This is a genomic window from Luteimonas sp. 22616, assembly GCF_052044325.1.
In the GTDB taxonomy this organism is placed as follows: domain Bacteria; phylum Pseudomonadota; class Gammaproteobacteria; order Xanthomonadales; family Xanthomonadaceae; genus Luteimonas.
This window is the reverse complement of sequence record NZ_JBQEMW010000001.1, coordinates 76893-97644: the sequence shown is the minus strand read 5'-3', so window position 1 is coordinate 97644 and position 20752 is coordinate 76893. Positions and strand designations below refer to the sequence as shown.

The 20752-nt window shown below is 69.0% G+C and carries 14 protein-coding genes; 3 read left to right on the top strand and 11 right to left on the bottom strand.

Annotated features, from left to right (window positions below; translation table 11 throughout):
• Nucleotides 1–51: 51 nt before the first annotated feature.
• The 3 genes from ACTJIL_RS00410 to ACTJIL_RS00400 form a co-directional block, all read right to left on the bottom strand.
• A complete protein-coding gene (locus tag ACTJIL_RS00410; RefSeq protein ID WP_440753656.1) occupies nucleotides 52–675 on the bottom strand; it encodes a hypothetical protein in 624 nt (207 codons plus the stop codon).
• Nucleotides 676–724: 49 nt separating this feature from the next.
• On the bottom strand, nucleotides 725–2011 hold the full coding sequence (locus ACTJIL_RS00405; RefSeq protein WP_440753655.1) for a cation:proton antiporter: 1287 nt from the start codon (nucleotides 2009–2011) through the stop codon (nucleotides 725–727).
• A gap of 98 nt (nucleotides 2012–2109) precedes the next feature.
• Nucleotides 2110–4116 (bottom strand): ABC-F family ATP-binding cassette domain-containing protein, encoded by a 2007-nt coding sequence (locus ACTJIL_RS00400; RefSeq protein WP_440753654.1) that lies wholly within the window; start codon nucleotides 4114–4116, stop codon nucleotides 2110–2112.
• Nucleotides 4117–4507: 391 nt separating this feature from the next.
• Here ACTJIL_RS00400 and ACTJIL_RS00395 point away from each other — a divergent pair, with 391 nt between their 5' ends.
• Nucleotides 4508–6946 carry a TonB-dependent receptor plug domain-containing protein gene (locus ACTJIL_RS00395; RefSeq protein ID WP_440753653.1) on the top strand — a complete coding sequence of 813 codons (2439 nt, stop codon included), beginning with the start codon at nucleotides 4508–4510 and terminating at the stop codon, nucleotides 6944–6946.
• A gap of 220 nt (nucleotides 6947–7166) precedes the next feature.
• Complete coding sequence (gene ybaL, locus ACTJIL_RS00390; protein ID WP_440753652.1) at nucleotides 7167–8873, top strand: YbaL family putative K(+) efflux transporter; 1707 nt, start codon at nucleotides 7167–7169, stop codon at nucleotides 8871–8873.
• 159 nt (nucleotides 8874–9032) lie between these two features.
• Here the strand turns inward: ybaL and clpB are convergent, their stop codons facing one another.
• From clpB to rluD, 8 genes are all read right to left on the bottom strand, one after another.
• A complete protein-coding gene (gene clpB / locus ACTJIL_RS00385; protein ID WP_440753651.1) occupies nucleotides 9033–11618 on the bottom strand; it encodes an ATP-dependent chaperone ClpB in 2586 nt (861 codons plus the stop codon).
• Nucleotides 11619–11723: 105 nt separating this feature from the next.
• Nucleotides 11724–13298 carry a hypothetical protein gene (locus ACTJIL_RS00380; RefSeq protein ID WP_440753650.1) on the bottom strand — a complete coding sequence of 525 codons (1575 nt, stop codon included), beginning with the start codon at nucleotides 13296–13298 and terminating at the stop codon, nucleotides 11724–11726.
• Nucleotides 13299–13473: 175 nt separating this feature from the next.
• A complete protein-coding gene (locus tag ACTJIL_RS00375; RefSeq protein ID WP_440753649.1) occupies nucleotides 13474–15786 on the bottom strand; it encodes a TonB-dependent receptor in 2313 nt (770 codons plus the stop codon).
• A 225-nt stretch (nucleotides 15787–16011) separates the two neighbouring features.
• Complete coding sequence (gene gloA, locus ACTJIL_RS00370; RefSeq protein WP_440753648.1) at nucleotides 16012–16545, bottom strand: lactoylglutathione lyase; 534 nt, start codon at nucleotides 16543–16545, stop codon at nucleotides 16012–16014.
• Between the two features lie 101 nt (nucleotides 16546–16646).
• The gene (locus ACTJIL_RS00365; RefSeq protein WP_440753647.1) at nucleotides 16647–17072 is read right to left on the bottom strand and encodes a thiol-disulfide oxidoreductase DCC family protein; all 426 of its coding nucleotides are present in this window, start codon (nucleotides 17070–17072) and stop codon (nucleotides 16647–16649) included.
• Nucleotides 17050–17589: a DUF4166 domain-containing protein gene (locus tag ACTJIL_RS00360; protein WP_440753646.1), complete on the bottom strand. Its 540-nt coding sequence runs from the start codon at nucleotides 17587–17589 to the stop codon at nucleotides 17050–17052. The genes ACTJIL_RS00365 and ACTJIL_RS00360 overlap by 23 nt, the downstream gene beginning before the upstream one ends.
• Complete coding sequence (gene pgeF / locus ACTJIL_RS00355; RefSeq protein WP_440753645.1) at nucleotides 17586–18332, bottom strand: peptidoglycan editing factor PgeF; 747 nt, start codon at nucleotides 18330–18332, stop codon at nucleotides 17586–17588. Before pgeF ends, ACTJIL_RS00360 begins: the two co-directional genes overlap by 4 nt.
• 242 nt (nucleotides 18333–18574) lie before the next feature.
• Entirely contained in the window at nucleotides 18575–19579 is a 1005-nt protein-coding gene (gene rluD / locus ACTJIL_RS00350) for a 23S rRNA pseudouridine(1911/1915/1917) synthase RluD (protein WP_440753644.1), read from the bottom strand.
• 91 nt (nucleotides 19580–19670) lie between these two features.
• On the opposite strand from rluD, the gene ACTJIL_RS00345 reads away from it, so the two are divergent.
• On the top strand, nucleotides 19671–20546 hold the full coding sequence (locus ACTJIL_RS00345; RefSeq protein WP_440753643.1) for an outer membrane protein assembly factor BamD: 876 nt from the start codon (nucleotides 19671–19673) through the stop codon (nucleotides 20544–20546).
• The last annotated feature ends 206 nt before the right edge of the window (nucleotides 20547–20752 follow it).

Here is a 20752-nt window from a genome sequence, read left to right as displayed (position 1 = left end):
TCCCTCTGCAGGGAGCGGCCATGGCTTGAGCGACAGTTGTCCGCGGGCTTCCTACGGCGCCTGGCTACCCCACGGCGCCGGCGGCAGGTCGACCGGGCGCGTGAGGTCGAACTCGACCTGGAACAGGCGCCCGCCGGGGCGCGAGAGTTCGTAGAGGAAGCGCTGGCCCGGCTCGACCTCTATCGCCCAGGTGTTGGTCACCGATGCCTCGGACCCTTCACGCTCGAACAGCGCGACCGACTCGGCATCGACCGGGAATTCCTGGCGCATCGCAGTGCCGGGCGCGGCCGTGTCGCCGCCATACATCGTCAGCACGTCCTCGCTGCCGTCGGCGTGGCGGTGGTCGTGCTTCAGGCGCAGGCCGGTGCCCGTGCGCGTGATCACCCAGGTGCGGGAATGGTCGTCGCCGACGTGGAACGGCACGCGCAGCTCGCGCGATGGCTCGTCGCAGCCGCGCACGTGCATCACCAGCGCCTTGCCGGCGAAGGCATCGGGGCCGGGCGATGCGGGCTCGTCGACCACGATGCGCCCGGCAAACGCCTGGCCACAGTGATTGGCGAGCGCGGCGAGGAAAGCGTCGGCCGGCGCGACGGTGGCGGCCGGCGGGGCGCCCGTGGCGCAGGCGGCAAGCGCGGTGGCGAGGACGGCAGACAAGGTGCACAGGTGGATTTTCATGCCGTCAAGCTAGCCGACCGCCTGCGCTTCCACAATCCATCCGCCGCTGTCAGGCCGCGTGCGAATCCCCGGCGTCGGCGTCGGCAACCGCACGCATCGCCTCGTCAGGATGGGGGACGGCAGCGGGTTCGGGCGCCATCGCATCGCGCTGGGTTCCATCGGACTTCACGCCCTTGTCCTCGGGGTGGACGTAGGCACCGTCGATCGGGTCGACGTCGAACGGCATCCGCAGCACAAGCGACGGCAGCAGGGTGTTGAGCGTGGTGTACAGGATCAGCGCACCGGACAGCGCGCCGGAAATCCCGAAGCGGCTGTGCAGGATCTCCGCCAGCACCAGGGTGAACACCAGCGTCGGTGCCAGCGCCACCGAGACCCGCAGCGTGCTGCGCTTGCGCTCGCCGCGGAAGATCACCCGCCGCTGCAGCCAGACCATGCCCACCCGCAGCGGCACCACTACCGCGGTGATCACCAGTCCCAGGCCCAGCGCTTCCCAGCTCAGCGCATCGGGCGAGATCAGCGTGCCGGCGTGGAAGAAGTAGAACGGCACGAAGAACGTCGCGAACAGCCGCAGTGCGTGGATGTTGTCGTTCGAGGCCAGTCGCGGCATGCGGATGCGCAGCAGGCGCGCGACCAGGCCGGCGATGAACGCGCCCACCAGGTAATAGACGCCGAGCTTGTAGGTGATGAATGCGGCCAGGAACCCGACCATCACCAGCAGCGAGAACTCCGAGCCCGGCGCATGCGGCACGATCCAGCGGCCGAAGGCGACGAACAGCAACGGCAGCCCGACCAGCATCGCCAGCATCGCCAGCGACGACACGCCCAGTTGCACCGGATCGCCGGCCTGCAGCACCACGAACAGCGCCGCCAGCGCCAGCAGTTCGCCGGCGATCGCCTTGCTGGTCACCCAGAAGCGCTCTTCCTCGTCGAGGCCCAGCCGCTCCAGGGTGTCGAGGATGAAACCGGTCGACGGCGTCAGCAGCGCCAGCGCCAGCAGCGCCGCAGCCTGCCAGCCGAGGTCGAGGTAGCGCCACGCCAGCCAGGCGGCGCCCGACAGGGTGATGATCCGGATTGCCAGATGGGTCAGCAGCGGCCACAGCCCGCGCCGCAGCGCGCGCAGGTCGACTTCCAGCCCGGCGAACAGGAACAGCGAGGAAATGCCGAGCGTGGAGAGCAGCGCTACCACCGGGTCGTGGGTCTTCGCGCCCCACGCCAGCATCGCGCCGATGCCGAACACCAGGCAGGTGATCGGCGCCGGCACCTTGAAGCGCTGCAGCGCCCGCGGGATCACCAGCAGGCCGAAGATCAACAGCAGGTAGATCAGTTCCTGGTTCATGCGCGTTCCGTGTGCAGGCGCCGGCCGGTGCCGTTGCTGGTGGCCGGCGGGCGATTATCGGCGGATTGTCGTATGGAAGCCGGGAAGTCGACGCGACATCAGGCCGCGTCGTAGAGCGCCAGCAGCTCGGCTTCGGCTGCGTCCATCTGCGCGCGCAACGCGGCCTGGCGCGCACCGAGTTCGGCGACGCGCTTGCCCCCGTCGGCATAGGCATCGGGGTCTGCCAGGCTCGACTCGACCTCGGCGATCTGCGCGGCCAGCGCCTCGACCCGCGACTCGGCCTGGGCCAGCTTGTGCGGATTGACCTTCGGCTTCGCCGCTTTCGCCGCGGGCGCGGGCGCGGCGGCTGGTGCTGCGGCTGGTGCTGCGGCTGGTGCTGCGGGGGGACGGTCGGTGGCGGGGCGCGAACGCAGCCACGCCGCGTATTCGTCGAGGTCGCCGTCGAACGGCTTCACCACGCCCTCGGCGACACGCCAGAAGGTATCGCTGACCAGGCCGATGAGGTGGCGATCGTGCGAGACCAGCACGATCGCGCCGGCGAAATCGCTCAGCGCCTCGGCCAGGGCCTCGCGCATCTCGAGGTCGAGATGGTTGGTCGGTTCGTCGAGCAGCAGCACGTTCGGCTGCTGCCAAGCGATCAATGCCAGCGCCAGGCGCGCGCGTTCGCCGCCACTGAAGCCGTCGATGCTTTCGAACGCGCGGTCGCCGGGGAAGCTCCACTTGCCGAGGAAGTTGCGGAAATCCTGGGTGGAGGCATTCGGCGACAGTTCGCGCAGGTGGTCGATCGGCGAGGTGCCGGCGACCAGCGATTCGACGGTGTGCTGGGCGAAGTAGCCGATGCGCAGGTCGGGATGCGCGTAGCGTTCTCCGGACAGCAGCGGCAGTTCGCCGACCAGGGTCTTGACCAGGGTCGACTTGCCGGCGCCGTTGGGACCGAGCAGGCCGATGCGATCGCCGGCCTCGAGGCCGAAGCCGACGTTGTGGAGGATCCGAATAGCTCCCTCCCCTTCAAGGGGAGGGTTGGGGAGGGGATGGGTTTCCGTGGCGCCGCGAGCAACCCCATCCCCACCCTGCCCTCCCCTTGAAGGGGAGGGTTCCGGCGTGCGCTGCCCTCCCCTCGAAGGGGAAGGTTTCAATGCATACCCGCAATCGGCGTGGTTCAAGCGCATCAATGCATGCGGCAATTTCAGCGGCGCAGGGAAATCAATCCGCACTTCGCGCTCGGCGCGCACCGCCTCGGTGTCGGCCATCTTCGCCAGCCGCTTGACCCGCGACTGCGCCTGCTTGGCCTTCGCCGCGCTGGCGCTGAAGCGGTCGATGAAGCTCTGCAGGTGCGCGCGTTCGGCCTGTACCTTCTCGTGGGTAATCTGCTGCAGCCGCAACTGCTCGGAGCGTTGACGCTCGAACGAGGTGTAGTCGCCCGTATACAGCTTCGCCTTGCCGCCATGCAGGTGCAGCGTATGCGTGGTGACGTTGTCGAGGAATTCGCGGTCGTGCGAGATCAGCAGCAACGTGCCGGGATATTTCAACAGCCATTGTTCCAGCCAAAGCACCGCGTCCAGGTCGAGGTGGTTGGTCGGCTCGTCGAGCAGCAGCATGTCCGATGGCGTCATCAGCGCGCGCGCCAGGTTCAGGCGAACGCGCCAGCCGCCGGAGAACGTCGCCACCGCGTTCTGGTGGGTGTCTGCAGGAAAGCCCAGGCCGTGCAGCAGCTTGCCCGCGCGCGCGGCGCCGTCGTAGCCGCCGACTTCCTCGAGCCGGTGGTGGGCCTCGGCGACCGCCTCCCAGTCCTCGCTGGCGAACGCATTGGCCTCGGCCTGCAGCGCCGCGTGGACCACGGCGTCGCCGCCGAGCACGAAGTCGATCGCTGGATCGGGCAGCGATGGCATTTCCTGGGCGATGCTGGCCACCCGCACGCGGGTCGGCAGGTCGAGATCGCCGCGGTCGGCCTCGACCTCGCCACGCACGGCCGCGAACAGCGACGACTTGCCGGTGCCGTTGCGACCAACCACGCCCACGCGCCAGCCGGCGTGCAGGGTGAGGTCGACGTCGGACAGCAGCAGGCGCTCGCCGCGCCGCAGGGCGAAATTCTTGAAGGAGATCATGGGGCGCGCATTCTACAAGGCGTAGCGCGTCGCGACGGCAGGAAGTTTTGCGCACGCGTGCCATGGGCGCTTGCGGGAGTGCTTCAGCCGCGAGCTTCTGGATCGTACCCAGCCGAATTCACTGGATCCCTTCCTGCGCGGGGATGACGGCGCCGGTCCCTTCCGGAAGGCAGCGGGGCGCAAGGGGAAAGCCCGCGGCTGAAGCCATCCCACGAGATCAAGGCTCCGCGACCGACGCTGCTCGAGCAGTGGCTTGCGCGTGATTGCGGCTGCGCGGATGAGCCATCGTTGCACTCATGGAACTATCGCTTCATGCGGATGCAGCGATTGCAGGCCCATGGCGCCCGTGCTACACCGGATTTCCCCTTCAACATCGTGAAAGGAATCCCCCATGGCCCATCGTCCCGTCCCGACCACCCTCGCACTCGCCCTGCTGGCCGTCCTGGCCAGCGCACCCGCCCTCGCCCAGGACGCCGCGCCTGAAGCCGTCGCGCCTGCAAAGGCCCAGGCCAGCACGCTGGACACCGTCATCGTCACCGGCACCCGGGTCAGCGACCGCACCGTGGCCGAATCGCAGTCGCCGATCGACATCATCACCCCGGAAGCGCTGCAGGCCACCGGCACCACCGAACTCGCCACCGCGCTGGCGCGCGCGCTGCCCTCGCTGAACTTCCCGCGCCCTGCGGTCACCGACGGCACCAGCGCGATCCGCCCGGCGCAGCTGCGCGGCCTGTCGCCCGACCAGGTGCTGGTACTGGTCAACGGCAAGCGCCGCCACGTGTCCGCGCTGCTCAACGTCAACGGCAGCATCGGCCGCGGCTCTTCGGCGGTGGACCTCAACGCGATCCCGGTCGCCGCCATTGCGCGAGTCGAGGTGCTGCGCGATGGCGCCTCCGCGCAGTACGGCTCCGACGCCATCGCCGGCGTGGTCAACATCGTGCTCAAGGGCAGCGAGACCGGCGGCAGCCTCGCCGTGGACCTCGGCCAGTACTCGGCCGGCGACGGCACCCAGCACCAGATCTCCGGCAACACCGGGCTGCGCTTCGGCGACGACCGCGGCTTCGTGCACGTGGCCGGGCAGATCGGCCAGCAGGACGCGACCAACCGCGCCGGCCCGTTCCAGCCGTTCAACAGCACCACCCTGCCCAACCAGGGCAACAACCCGGGCCTGGGCGAAGTGGCCTACATCTATGGCGATCCGAAGGTGGACGCGGCCGCGCTCTCGGCCAATGCCGGCTTCGATTTCAGCGAGAACGTCAGCGCCTACGCCACCGCGATCGCCAGCAACCGCGACATCACCTCGTATGCGTTCCACCGCTCGCGCAACCACAGCGGCCAGGGCGATCTGCTCGCGCAGTTCTACCCGGACGGCTACGTGCCCGAGATCGCGATGCTGTCGCAGGACCGCTCGCTGGTCGCCGGCGTGAAGGGCGGCAACGATGCCGGCTGGAACTGGGACGTGAGCTACAACTACGGCTACAACCACATCGGCTTCAGGACCCAGAACACGATCAACTACAGCCTCGGCGCTGCCAGCCCGACGAGCTTCTACGACGGCGCGCTCGAATACACCCAGAACGTGGTCAACGCCGACGTCACCAAGACCCTGGACTGGGGTCTGGCCTACCCGGCCACGCTGTCGTTCGGTGCCGAGTACCGGCGCGAAAAGTGGAACCAGTCGCCCGGCGAGCTCGAGTCCTACAACAACGGCGGCGCACAGGGCTTCCAGGGCTTCACGCCCGCGAACTCCGGCCATTTCGACCGCGACAACTACGCCGCCTACGTGGGCCTGGAGGCCGACTTCAGCGACAGGTTCTCCGCCGGCATCGCCGGGCGCTACGAGGACTACAGCGACTTCGGCAGCGAAACCTCCGGCAAGCTGTCGGCGCGCTATGCCTTCAGTGACGCGGTCGCCCTGCGCGGCACGGTCGCCAGCGGCTTCCGCGCGCCGTCGCTGTCGCAGCAGCACTACCAGGTGGTGACCTCGAACTACAACGGTGCGCTGGACCGGTTCTTCGACTCCGGCACCTTTCCCGCTACCAGCCCCGCCGCCCGCGCGCTGGGCGCCGAGCCGCTGACGGCCGAGACTTCGCTGTCCTACAGCCTCGGCCTGGTGCTGCAGCCGGTGGACCGGCTGTACGTGACCATCGATGCCTACCAGATCGAGGTCGACGACCGCATCGTGCTGTCGTCCAACCTGCTGGTGGGCACCAACCCGGCCGCGCAGGACCTGCTGGAAAACCTGGGCATCAACGGCGTCACCGCGCTGCGCTACTTCAACAACGCCATCGACACCCGCACCCGCGGCATCGACGTGGTCGGCAGCTACGACGTCGCGCTCGACAGCGGCACGCTCACGTTCACCGCCGGCTACAACTACAACAAGACCGAGATCACCCGCGTCGCGCCCAACCCGGCAGTGCTCAACGACCTGGGCGCCACGTTCTACCGCGTCGGTCGCGACGAGCAGGGCCGGATCGAGGAAGGCTTCCCGCGCGACAAAGTCACGCTGGGCGCGAACTGGAACCTCGAACGCTGGGGCTTCACCCTGGGCGCGACCCGCTACGGCGAGTTCACCACCCGCGTGAGCGAGAGCGGCGACCCGGCCCTCGACCAGACCTACGGCGCGAAGTGGACCGTCGATGCCTCGGCCAGCTTCAAGCCCAGTGACCAGTGGACACTGACCCTGGGCGCGGACAACCTGCTGGACGAATACCCGGACCGCACCATCCCGGCCAACGCCAACCACAACCAGTTCCCGTACAGCAGCCAGTCGCCGACCGGCTTCAACGGGGCATACGTGTACGGCAGGGTCGCCTACACCTGGTAACCGCGGTCGCCTCGCCGCCGGTTGCTCTCGTAGGAACGGCTTCAGCCGCGAGCGTTTGTGCCTCCCCCTGCGACGGCAGGGGGAGGTTGGGAGGGGTGGTCACGGGTCGCGGTGCCGCTGAAGCCGCTCCTACATGTCACACGGCGCATGTCACACGGCGCGCGTTGCATCGATCGTGCCAGCGCGTCACCATCGTCCCCCATCCCCCGCTGGACGATCGATGCCGCATCACACCTCGCTGATCGCCATCCTGTGCGTGGGCTTCGTGCTGGCCTTCGTGCTGGGCATGGCCGCGCAGCGATTGCGGCTGTCGCCGTTGGTGGGCTACCTGGTCGCAGGCATCGTCGCCGGCCCGTTCACCCCCGGCTTCGTCGGCGACCAGTCGCTGGCGCCGCAGCTGGCCGAGATCGGCGTGATCCTGCTGATGTTCGGCGTGGGCCTGCACTTCTCGCTCAAGGACCTGATGGCGGTCAAGACGATCGCCATCCCCGGCGCGATCGTGCAGATCGTCGTGGCCACGCTGCTCGGCTGGGGACTGTCGGCGCTGCTGGGCTGGCCGACGCTGCACGGCATCATCTTCGGCTTCTCGCTGGCCACCGCCAGCACCGTGGTGCTGCTGCGCGCGATGGAGGAGCGCCGCCTGCTCGAATCGCGGCGCGGCCGCATCGCCGTGGGCTGGCTGATCGTCGAGGACCTCGCCTGCGTGCTGGCGCTGGTGCTGATGCCGGTGGTGGCCAGCGTGGTCAACGGCGGCGACGAGATCACCTTCGGCACGATCCTGGTGAAGGTGCTTACCACGCTGGTGCAGGTGGCGCTGTTCGTCGCGGTGATGCTGGTGATCGGTCGGCGCGTCATCCCGTGGCTGCTCGAACGCACGGCCGGCACCGGCTCGCGCGAACTGTTCACGCTGGCGGTGCTGTCGATCGCGCTGGGCGTGGCGTTCGGATCGGCGGAGCTGTTCGGGGTTTCGTTCGCGCTGGGCGCGTTCTTCGCCGGCATGCTGCTCAACGAGTCCGAGCTCAGCCACAAGGCGGCGCAGGATTCGCTGCCGATGCGCGACGCGTTCGCGGTGCTGTTCTTCGTCTCGGTCGGCATGCTGTTCGACCCGCACATCCTGGTCGAGCAGCCGCTGCTGGTGCTGGCTACCGCCTTCATCATCATCTTCGGCAAGTCGGCGGCGGCGTACGTGATCGTGCGCGCGTTCGGGCACCCAAACAGCACCGCGCTGACGATCTCGGCGAGCCTGGCGCAGATCGGCGAATTCGCCTTCATCATCGCCGGCCTCGGCGTGACGCTCGAGATCATGCCGTCGCAGGCGCAGGACCTGGTGCTGGCCGGGGCGCTGATCTCGATCATGCTCAACCCGCTGATCTTCGGCCTGCTCGACCGCTGGCAGGCGAAGCAGAACGCGCAGAAGGATGCGCAGGATGCGCGCGATGCCGCCACCGCCCTGGCCGAGGACGCCGCCGCCCACCGCGTGCCCGACGATGTCACCGACCACGCGATCATCGTCGGCTACGGCCGCGTCGGCAGCCAGTTGGCCCTGCTGCTGCAGGCGCGCGGCGTGCCGGTGGTGGTGGTCGACGACGACGCCGACAACGTGGCGCGCGCGCGCGGGGCCGGGTTCCCGGCGGTGCGCGGCAACATCGCCGCCGAGCGTGTGATGCACGAAGCCGTGCCCGAGCGCTCGAAGCTGGTGGTGTTCGCGATCCCGCATGCGCTGGAGGCCGGCGAGGCGATCACCCGGCTCAAGGCGCTCAACCCCGAAATCACCGTGCTGGCGCGCGCGCACAGCGACACCGAGGTCAAGCACCTGCTCGAACGCGGCGCCGACGGCGCGGTCCTGGCCGAGCGCGAGCTGGCCTACTCGCTGGCGGAAATGGTGATGGCCACGCCGCCGTACCGGCCGGCGCGGGCGGCAGGCTGAGCCTGTTACAGCGCGAGCCGGTCGTCCTGTGCGAGAGCGGCCTTGTGAAGTGAATTCAGTGGGAGCGGCCATGGTCGCTCCCGCAGGATCCGCTCCTTCATGGGTAACGCTTCATGGCTTCGCCGACGTGATCGAATCGTCCAGCCCCACGATCGGCGCTTACTCCTTCACGAACACCAGCGTCCCGCCTTCGGCATCCACCTTCACCGTGTCTCCGCTGCCGAACTCGCCGCCGAGGATCTTCGTCGCCAGCGGGTTCTCGAGCTGCTGCTGGATCGCGCGCTTGAGCGGGCGTGCGCCGTACACCGGGTCGAAACCGACGTTGCCGAGCAGCTCGAACGCCTTGTCCGAGACCTCGATGCGGATGCCACGTTCGCCAAGCCGCTTTTCCAGCCCGCGCATCTGGATCCGCGCGATCGACTTGATCTGCGCCTTGTCCAGCGGATGGAACACGACGATGTCGTCGAGCCGGTTGATGAACTCCGGGCGGAAGTGCGACTGCACCACGGCCATCACGCTGGCCTTCATCTGGGTGTAGCTTTCGGCCGAATCGTCGCCGCCAAGCTCCTGGATCATCTGCGAACCCAGGTTGGAGGTCATCACGATCACCGCGTTGCGGAAATCCACGGTGCGGCCCTGGCCATCGGTGAGGCGGCCGTCGTCGAGCACCTGCAGCAGGATGTTGAAAACGTCCGGGTGCGCCTTCTCCACTTCGTCGAGCAGGATCACGCTGTACGGGCGCCGGCGCACGGCTTCGGTGAGGTAACCACCCTCCTCGTAGCCGACGTAACCCGGAGGCGCGCCGATCAGCCGCGCCACCGAATGCTTCTCCATGAACTCGCTCATGTCGATGCGGATCATCGCGTCGCTGGAGTCGAACAGGAACTCCGCCAGCGCCTTGCACAGCTCGGTCTTGCCGACGCCGGTCGGCCCGAGGAACAGGAACGAGCCGGTCGGGCGCCCCGGATCGGACAGCCCCGCGCGCGAGCGGCGGATGGCATCGGAGACGACCTTGATCGCCTCGTCCTGGCCGACCACGCGGCCGTGCAGCGCGGACTCCATGTTGAGCAGTTTTTCGCGCTCGCCTTCGAGCATCTTGCTGACCGGGATCCCGGTCCAGCGCGACACCACCTCGGCGATCTCCTCGGCCGTGACCTTGTCCTGCAGCAGGGTGAAGCCCTTGGTCTCGGCCTCCTGCGCCGCGGCCAGCTGCTTTTCCAGCTCCGGGATGCGGCCGTACTGCAATTCACTCATGCGCGCGTAGTCCTGGCGGCGCTGCGCGGCCTCGAGCTCCAGCTTCGCGGCCTCGATCTGCTCCTTGACCTTCGTCGCGCCCTGCAGCGTGGCCTTCTCGGCCTTCCACACTTCCTCCAGGTCGTTGTACTGGCGTTCGAGCACCTCGATCTCGGCTTCCAGGTCGGCCAGCCGCTGCTTCGACTCCGCGTCCTTCTCCTTCTTCAGCGCCTCGCGCTGGATCTTGAGCTGGATCAGTCGCCGCTCCTTGCGGTCGAGTTCCTCGGGCTTGGAGTCGATCTCCATGCGGATGCGCGACGCGGCCTCGTCCATCAGGTCGATTGCCTTGTCCGGCAGCTGGCGGTCGGCGATGTAGCGATGCGAGAGCGTGGCCGCGGCGACGATCGCAGGATCCGTGATCTCGACGCCGTGGTGCACCGCGTAGCGCTCCTTCAATCCGCGCAGGATCGCGATCGTGTCCTCCACGCTCGGCTCGCCGACGAACACCTTCTGGAAGCGGCGCTCCAGCGCGGCATCCTTCTCGACGTACTTGCGGTATTCGTCGAGCGTGGTCGCGCCGATGCAGTGCAGCTCGCCGCGGGCGAGCGCGGGCTTGAGCATGTTGCCCGCGTCCATCGAACCTTCCGCCTTGCCTGCGCCGACCATCGTGTGCAGCTCGTCGATGAACAGGATGATCTGGCCTTCATTCTTGGCCAGGTCGTTGAGCACGGCCTTGAGCCGCTCCTCGAATTCGCCGCGGAACTTGGCGCCTGCGATCAGCGCGCCCATGTCCAGCGAAAGCACGCGCTTGCCGCGCAGGCCTTCGGGTACTTCGTTGTTGATGATGCGCTGCGCCAGGCCCTCCACGATCGCGGTCTTGCCCACGCCGGGCTCGCCGATCAGCACCGGGTTGTTCTTGGTCCGGCGCTGCAGCACCTGGATCGTGCGGCGGATCTCCTCGTCGCGGCCGATCACCGGGTCGAGCTTGCCGACCTCGCTGCGCGCGGTGAGGTCGATGGTGTACTTCTCCAGCGCCTGGCGCGCTTCTTCGGCATTCTCGTCCTGCACCTTTTCGCCACCGCGCATGTTCTCGATCGCCGTCTCCAGCCGCGACTTGTCGCCGCCGGCGGCCTTGAGCGCGCGCCCGGCGTCCCCGCGGTCGTCGAGCGCGGCGAGCACGAACAGCTCCGAGGCGATGAAGGCATCGCCGCGCTGCTGCGCCAGCTTGTCGGTGACGTTGAGCAGGCGCGAGAGGTCGTTGCCGACCGAGATCTGGCCTTCCTGTCCGGACACCTTCGGCAGCTTGTCCAGCGCCTCGGTCAGGCGTTCGCGCAGCACCGGCACGTTGACGCCGGCCTGGGCAAGCAGCGGCCGCGTGCCGCCGCCGGACTGGTCCAGCAGCGCCAGCAGCAGGTGCGCCGGTTCGATCAGGTTGTGGTCGCGGCCCACGGCCAGCGACTGCGCGTCGGCCAGCGCCTGCTGGAAACGCGAGGTGAGTTTGTCCATGCGCATGGAAGGGTCCTCGGAATCGGGATGGCCGGCGCGGCCGGCGATGCCCAGAAGATGAGGATGCGGGACGTGGTTTCAAGATTCCGTGAGATGGCGGGCGGCCGCCGGCTACTCCTGTTTCTGCAGCGACAGCAGGCCCATCACCACCGCCAGCGCGACATACGCGCCGACGAACTGGCCCATCACCGCCGCCGGCAATCCCTGCAGCTCCCACGGCAGGTAGATCCCGCCGCGCGGGTCCACCGAGTGGATCAGGCCGAACAGCGCCAGCGCCGCGGCCACCAGCAGGCAGCCCGCCGCGCGCAACAACCGTCCGTCGATCATTGCCACCACGGTCGAGATCCACAGCATCGAGGTGATGATGAAACCGTTGCCCAGCGCCAGGATCACCGCCAGCTCCGGCAGGCCGTGGCCGTCGACGGTGGTCGCCAGCCGGGCGAACTGTTCCGGCGCGATCCACGCCGGGTTGCCGGCCTTGATCGCCACCAGGTAGGCCACCGACGGCAGGAAACCGAGCACCATCGCTGCCGCGTGCTTCTGGGGCGTGGCCTGGAAGGCCTGCACCGTGATGTCGATCGCCACGTACACGATGATCGGCGCCAGCACCGCCAGCGGCAGCCACTGCACCAGCCCCGAGATCACCCCGAGCATGCCGCCGATGCCGACGAACAGGCCGGTCAGCAAGGTGTAGCCGCTGCGCGCGCCCATGTGCTTGTACGCAGGCTGGCCGATGTACGGCGTGGTCTGCGCGACGCCGCCGCAGAACCCGGCGACGAGCGTGGCGAACGCCTCGGCCAGGAGGATGTCGCGGGTGCGGTAGTCGTCGCCGGCCGCGCGCGCGCTTTCGCTGACGTTGATGCCGCCGACCACCATCAGCAGGCCGAACGGCAGCAGCAGCGGCAGGTACGGCACGGTGGACGGCAGGCCCTCCACGAACGCCAGCGACGGCCACGGGATCGCCACGTGCAGCGCCGCGCCCCGTGGCAGCGCGAAGCCCGGCGCGCCGAGCCCCGCCAGCCCCAGGCCGTAGTACAGCGCGGTGCCGACGAGGAACGCGACCAGCACGCCCGGCAACCGCACCGGCAACCGTCCCTTGGCGAACAGCACGTACAGCAGCAGCCCGAGGGTCACGAATCCGACCACCGGCGAACGGAACGTCTCCACCAGCGGCAGGAAACCCATCAGCACCAGCGCGATGCCAGCGATCGAGCCCAGCAGCGCCGCGCGCGGCGCGATCCGCGTGACCGCGTCGCCGAAGAACGACAGCACGAACTTCAGCACGCCCATCACCACCAGCGACGCCGCGCCCAGCTGCCAGGTGGCGATCGCCGCGGCATCGTCGCCCATGCCGCCGAGCTTGAACGCCACGAACGCGGGCCCCAGCACCAGCAGCGCCATGCCGATGCTGGTCGGCGCGTCCAGGCCCAGCGGCATCGCGGTGACGTCGTCGCGGCCGGTGCGCGCCGCCAGTCGCCGCGCCATCACCGTGTAGATGAGGTTGCCGACCAGCACCCCGAACGCGGTGCCGGGGAACATGCGCTGGAACACCACGTCCGCCGGCATCCCGAAGATCCCGATCAACGCCGCGCTGATGAAACCCAGGATCGACAGGTTGTCGACCACCAGGCCGAAGAAGCCGTTGAGGTCTCCGGAGACGAACCAGCGGGGTTTCGTAGTAGCCATCAAGTCCTTCCGCCAACGCGCTGCCTGCTTGTCTCCTTCCCCTTCAAGGGGAAGGCCGGGATGGGGATGGTGTTCCGATGCGCGCATCTTCAAGCATCGCGAGCCAACACCATCCCCACCCAACCCTCCCCTTGAAGGGGAGGGCTTCAAAGCCCCTTGAAGGAGGCTTCAGGGCTCAGAACTTCGCGGTGAACTCCACCCCGTACGTGCGCGGCTCGTTGATGAACCCGGTGAGGTTGTTGAAGTCGATGCCGCCGACGATGCGGGTGGAGTCGGTGATGTTGCGGCCGAACAGCGCCACCTCGTAGTCGCCGTCGCGCCAGTTGTAGCCCAGGCGCAGGCCGCCTTCGAGCGAAGCCTTGCCGGTGAATTCCTTCGACTGGTAGAGGAAGAAGTCCACCTCGCTGCGGTACGCCCAGTCGGTGTAGACGTAGAACTCGCCGCCGTCACCCACCGGCATGCTCCAGCGCGCCGTCAGGTTGTGCACCCACTTGGGCGCCTGTGGCAGCGAGTTGCCGTGGATGACGAACAGGCCCGAACCCGGCGCGGTTTCCGGATCGGTCACGGTGCAACCGCCGCCGCAGCCGGGCACGGCCAGGCCCGGGTCGTCGATCTCGGTGTCGTTGTAGCTGCTGCCCAGCGTCACCAGCAGGGTGTCGGTGAGATAGGCCTGCAGGTCGAGCTCGAAGCCCTGGCCGATGGTCTTGTCGGCATTGAGCAGGGTCGCGGTGTTGGAACCGCCGCCCACCGCGATGATCTGCTGGTCGCTGACGTCGTAGCGGAACACGCTGAAGCCGATGCGCGCGCGCTTGTCCCACAGGTCGGCCTTGATGCCGGCCTCGTAGGAGATCACCGTTTCCGAGTCGGCGGTGGACACGCCGCCGTTGGGCGCGCCCGGCGCGGCGAACAGCAACCGGCCCTGGATCGACGGCGCGCGGAAGCCCCTGGCCACGCGCGCGTACAGGTTGACGTCGTCGTTGAGCGCATAGACGCCGCTCGCATCCCAGCTGACGTCGTTGACGTCGGTATGCACTGTGTATGGCCCGCCGACCGGGGCGCCGAACGGCGCCGGCTCGAGCACGCTCGCCGAGAAGTCCTTCTTGTCCTGCGTGTAGCGCACGCCGCCGCGCAGCTTGAACTGCTCGGTCACGTCGAAGTCGCCCGAGGCGAACACCGCCCAGGCCTTGTTGCGCTGCTGCTGGATGGCGCGACCGGCCTGCGGGTTGCCCGGGCTTAGCGAGTCGTAGTTGAAGCTGTCGATGGTGATGTCTTCATCGAAGTAGAACAGCCCCGCCTGCCAGTCGAAGCGGCCCAGCTCGTCGGATTCGATGCGGAACTCCTGGGTGACCTGGCGATGGTCCGGCAGGCCGTCGGCCGATTCGGATGCGAACGGGATGAAGCCCGGGCCGGAGTTGCCCGGGCCGAGGAAAGCCGCGCCGAAACCGCCATCGATGTCGCCTCGGTTGAGCGATTCGGCGGTCTCGTAGCCGGTGATCGAGTACAGGTTGTAGTCGCCCAGGTCCCAGCGCAGCCGCGCGTTGCCGCCCCAGGTTTCCAGGTCGGAGAAGTTGACGCCGTCGGTCGCGACCTTGTCCTTGTCGAAGCCGCTGGCGAAGTCGTTGCTCCCGGGCTTGATGATGTTGGCGCGGAACAGCCGCGCGGTGCCGTTCATGTCGCGCTTGTGCAGGTTCAGCAGCGCCTCGAACGCGTCGCCCTCGTACAGGAACTGCACCCGCGCGGCGCTCTCGTCGAAGCCCTCGAAGCTCTCGTTCGGCCCCGGGTAGGTGTTGTCGACCCAGTCGTCGCGGCGCTGGTACAGCACCGACGCGCGCGCCGACCAGCGATCGGTCAGCGGGCCGCCGACCGCGCCCTCGACGTTCCACAGGTTGTCGGTGCCATAGGCGACGCGGGCGTAGCCGCTGAAATCCTGCGACGGCTTGACCGACTCGAACTTGACCACGCCGGCCGGCGTGTTGCGCCCGAACAGCGTGCCCTGCGGGCCGCGCAGCACCTCGATGCGCTCCAGGTCGAAGGCCGGGAAGCCCTTCAGCAGCGGGCTCTCCTGCACCACCTCGTCGTACACCAGCGACACCGGCTGCGAGGCGTTGAGGTCGAAGTCGGTGTTGCCCAGGCCACGGATGTAGAAGCGCGGGAAGGCGCGGCCGTAGGACGATTCGATGTTGAGGCTCGGCACGCGGCCGGAGAGGAACCGGATGTCGGCGCCGCCGGAGGCGAGCACGCCGAGCTGCTCGCTGCCCACCGTGCTGATCGAGACCGGCACGTCCTGCACGTTCTCCACCCGGCGCTGCGCGGTGACCTCCACCGTGTCCAGGGTCGCGGCCTTCTTTTCGGCGCCCGGCTCGGGTGCGGCCGGCTGCTGCGTCGTGTCCTGCGCGAACGCGGCGGCCGAGGGCAGCAGCAGGGCGATGGCGAATGCGAGCGGGCGCCACGCGGGCGCGCTGCGGGACGGAACGGACGAATGCGGCATGGCGTGGCTCTCCCCGGGGATTGCGCGGCCGCGGCGTCGCGGCCATCGATGTGACCGGCATGTTGCGGCACGGCCACGTCGACGGCAATCGCCATTTGTCCGCGCTGACGCCCCGCCCTCCGCGACGGCGCCCCGGCGCCTGCCCCGGTCCGGATACGCGATCGCCCGATGCGAGCGGTCGTCAGGGCATCGCGGCCATGGCCGCTCCCACGGGTTTGGCCAGGCTCAGTCCAGCGGCGCCGGCTGGATCAGTTCGATCCAGTAGCCGTCGGGGTCCTTGATGAAGGCGATGTCGCGCATGCTGCCGTCGCTGAGCTTCTTCTGGAACGGCACGCCCAGCGCCTCCAGCCGCGCGCAGGCGGCACGCACGTCCGGCACGCTGACGCAGATGTGGCCGAAGCCGCGCGGGTCGCTGTTGCCGTCGTGGTAGACCGGGCCCGGCTGCGATTCGGTGCCGTGGTTGTGGGTCAGCTCGAGCACGCCGCGCTGCCGCGCGAGCCATTCCCGGCGCGCCTCGTCGCCGTCGGGCAGCGCGTCGAGTTCGGCCAGCACCAGGAAATACAGCGAGAACTTCGCCTGTTCGAAATCTACCTTGCGCGCCAGCGCGAAGCCGAGCACGCGGGTGTAGAAGTCCAGTGAGGCGCGCGGGTCGCGCACGCGCAGCATGGTGTGGTTGAAGACGAAGCCGGCGGTGGCGGCATCGCGGAGCGGCGCGACGCCGGGGACATCGGCGAGCTCTGCGCGGGTCTGGAGGGTCATGGCGGGATCTCGTGGTGCGTGGAAGCCGGCATTATCGCCGCCCGCGCATCACGGCGATGTCGCAGGTCGTCATACGGCAGTTGTGCGGGCGTGGCCCCGACCTACAGAAATCGCTCGCGCTCCGCAGCCGATGGAAAATGGCACGCCTCCCGCTTCCCGAACCAACGGTAGCGATTGCGCGCCAGCCTGCGGTACGCCGCGTCGCGCAGGCCGCGCGGCAGCGCGCGCAGTGCCGCGGCAATGCGCCAAACGCCGCCGAGCCGCGCCAGCACCGCGATGATCGCGTCGCTGTCGGTGCGCGCGCCGGTCGCGTCGAGCAGCAGGAACGACATCGGATCGTCCGGATCGAGCCCGTGCGCATCGAGCAGCCGCCGACCGGCCTCGCCCTGCATCGCCGTGAACCGGAACTGCCGCGCGTGGTCGTGGCGCAGCAGGAAGCCGACCCAGCCGCTGCACAGCACGCAGACGCCGTCGAACACCACGATGGCGCCGCCGGCGTCCGGCTCAGGCGGATTCGACGGGCTCAAGCCAGCCCTCGTACTGGATCAGCCGCCCGCACAGCGGCAGCGCGGCCTCGACCTGGAAGGTGTAACGCCCTGCATGCTCGCCTTCGCGGCAATACACGCGGTCGAACAGCGACGCCGGCAGCGGCAGCACGCCCAGCAGCCTCACCCCGCCGACGCGCCACCAGAGCGCATCGTCCTGCACGTGCAATGCGAAGCGGAACCGCAGCGGGCCGAGCCGTTCCACCAGCATCCTGCCCTCGCGGTGCAGGCGAGACTGCATCCGCTGGCCGCCGAAATCGCGACGCCAGGTTTCGCTGGCCGGGCGCGCTTCGAAGGCGACCGTGGTGGGCACGTCCTCGCGCGCCGCCGGCAGGCGGGCAAACCTCGCGCACAGGCGCCCGAGGGGATTGCGGCCGCGCTCGATCGTCGCGCGTCCGGCGTAGGTGGCACGGCCGCGGACGTCGTGCAGGGCGCGCACGGCCGGCGGCAGCGAATAGAACGAGGCACCAAGCAGGGTCTGGAACAGGGTGGGCGTCATGTCATCCAGGCCAGGGTCGCGATGCGGCCGCTGCGGCCGTCGCGGCGATGGGAAAAGAAACGCTGCGGATCGGAGATCGTGCACAGGCCGCCGCCGTGCACCGCGGCGACACCGGCATCGGCCAGCCGCTGCTGCGCCAGCGTGTACAGGTCGACGCGCCAGTGGCCGGGCCGCGTCGCCGCGAATGCCACTTGCGCGCGCGGATCGCGCGCGACGAACGCGTCGAACACCTCTTCGCCGATCTCATAGGCATCCGGGCCTGCCGCCGGGCCGAGCCAGGCGACGAGATCGGCGGGCGCCGCGCGCATCGCCGCCACCGTGGCTTCCAGCACGCCCGCGGCCATTCCGCGCCAGCCCGCATGCGCCGCGCCGACCTCGCTGCCGTCGCGGGCGGCGAACACCACCGGCAGGCAGTCGGCGGTGAGGATCGCGAGCACGACGCCAGGCATGGAGGTCACCGCCGCGTCGGCGTCTGGTTCTGCTCCCTCCCCTTCAAGGGAAGGGCTGGGGCGGGGATGGGGTATCGTCGCCGAGCCGTCGAAACGCACAACCCGCGTCCCATGCACCTGCCGCAGCCAGCGCGGCGCGGACGGCAGACCGGCGCGTTCCACCAGCTCGGCGCGATTGCGCGCGACCACGCCCGGATCGTCGCCATCGGCAGCGCGCGCGTTGCCGAGGTTGAAGCTGTCGAACGGCGCCTGCGAACTTCCTGCACCGCAGCGCAGCGTTGTGAAGGCATGCACGTTCGCTGGCGCGTCCCAGTCCGCGTCCAACAGGAAAGCTTGCCCACTCGAGCCCTTCTCCCGTTCACGGGAGAGGGATTGGGGTGAGGGCGCGTCAGGTCGCGTCGAAGTCATGGGAGGAATGATTGCGCATCAGCCCGCGCGGAACGCCAGGATCAAACGCCGAACCCTCACCCGGCGCTGCCCGCCCCCCGCTTCCGCGAGGCAGGAGAGGGGCTCAAAAGCATCGCGCGGACACCCGTTCACCGGCGCCCACCCTGCGTCTGCGCCTGCGCGGCGCTGTCCTCGCGCAACAGGCGCATCAACTCCTGCATGTCCGCCGGCACCGGCGCGCTGCAGCGCAGCGGCTCGCCGTTGAGCGGATGGATGAATTCCAGCGTTTCGGCATGCAGCGCCTGGCGTTTGAATGCGCGCAGCGCGGCCACCAGCTCCTCCGATGCCGCGCGCGGCAGCCGCAACGAGCCGCCGTACAGCGGGTCGCCGACGATCGGGTGCTTGAGGTGCGCCATGTGCACGCGGATCTGGTGGGTGCGGCCGGTTTCCAGCCGGCACTCCAGCGCGGTGTGCGCGCGGAAGCGCTCGCGCAGGCGGTAATGGGTGACCGCGTCGCGGCCGTCGTCGCGCACCGTCATGCGCAGGCGGTCGCGCGGGTGGCGGTCGATGGCGGTATGCGCGGTGCCGCCGCTGACCAGCGCGCCGACCACGATCGCCAGGTACTGGCGGTGCACCGCGCGCGCCGAAAGCTGTTCGACCAGCGCCGCGTGCGCCTGCAGCGTGCGCGCCACCACCATCACCCCGGAGGTGTCCTTGTCGAGCCGGTGCACGATGCCGGCGCGCGGCAGCGCTGCCAGCGCCGGATCGCGGAACAGCAGCGCGTTGACCAGGGTGCCGTCGGGGTTGCCCGCACCCGGGTGCACCACCAGCCCGGCGGGCTTGTCGATGACGAAGACATCGCGGTCCTCGTGCAGGATCGCGAGCGGGATGTCCTCCGGCTCGGCCTCGGTCTGGGTGTCGAGCACCACCGCCAGGGTCACCTCCTCGCCGCCGCGGACGGGATCGCGCGGGCGCACCTGCGCGCCGTCGAGCAGGGCGTCGCCGGACTTGATCCACTCGGCCAGGCGTGAACGCGAGAATTCGGGGAACAGGCCCGCCAGCACGGCGTCGAAGCGGCGGCCGGCGTCGGCATCCGGCACACGGGCACTGCGCTGTTCGGGCTGGGCGCGCTCGGGCGCCGGGGAGTTGGGCATGGGGACGGTATCGGTTCAGGCGCGGACCGCGATGGCCATCACGGGCTGTTATTATCCGCCCTTCGTGCCTCCCGCGACCAATCGGCTCCCCATGACCCCACGCCTGCCCGCTTCGCGCCACGTCCGCAATGTATTGCTCCTGTTGCTGCTGGTGCTGTTCACCGCCTCCGGCTGTGCGCGCCTGAAGGGCATGTTCAAGGACAAGGACGCCCTCGAGGGCCAGCCGGTCGAGGAAATCTACGCCAAGGGCCAGAAGCAGATGCACGGCGGCAACTGGGATGGCGCCGTCACCACCTACAAGCGGCTGGTCGCGCAGTACCCGTACGGCGCGTACACCGAGCAGGCGCTGATGGAAACCGCCTACGCGCAGTACAAGAGCGGCAACAACGAGGAGGCGATCTCGTCGATCGACCGCTTCATCCGCACCTACCCCACCCATCGCAACATCGCCTACATGTACTACCTGCGCGGGCTGGTGAACTCCAACCGCGACACGGTGTTCCTGCAGAAGGTGTGGAAGCTCGACGCCAGCCGCCGCGACCTGGCCACGCCGATGCAGGGTTACAACGACCTCAACACCGTCGCCACCCGCTACCCCAACAGCCGTTATGCCGCCGACGCGCGCCAGCGCATGGTGGCGCTGCGCAACATGTTCTCGCGCCACGACATGGAAGTGGGGCTGTACTACCTGCGCCGCGGCGCCAACGTCAGCGCGGTGGAACGCGCCAAGTACCTGCTGGAAACCTATCCGCAGAGCGAGTACCAGAACGACGCGGTCGCCCTGCTGGCCGAGGCCTACACCCGCCTGGGCAACGATGCCCTGGCCGCCGACGCCAAGCGAGTGCTGCAGCAGAACGAACCGCAGCACCCGTACCTGACCGGCGACTGGCCGGACTACCCGTGGACGGTCCGCAAGCTCAATCCGTTCGCGGGCGAGAAGTCGGCGCTGGACAACGAGAAGAAGTAGGCGCCCGCAGCGCCACAAGAAAAACGCCGCCCACGGGCGGCGTTTTCGTAGGTCGGGGGTGACACCCCGACGGCTCTTGGGCTCGGTTCCCGGGCTGCCTGGTTTCCCAGCGTCGGGGGCGTAGCCCCGACCTACTTCCGGAACCCCAACGCTCCGTGACAGCCTTCTCCCGCCTGCGGGAGAAAGGCCGGGCGATGCTGCCCGTG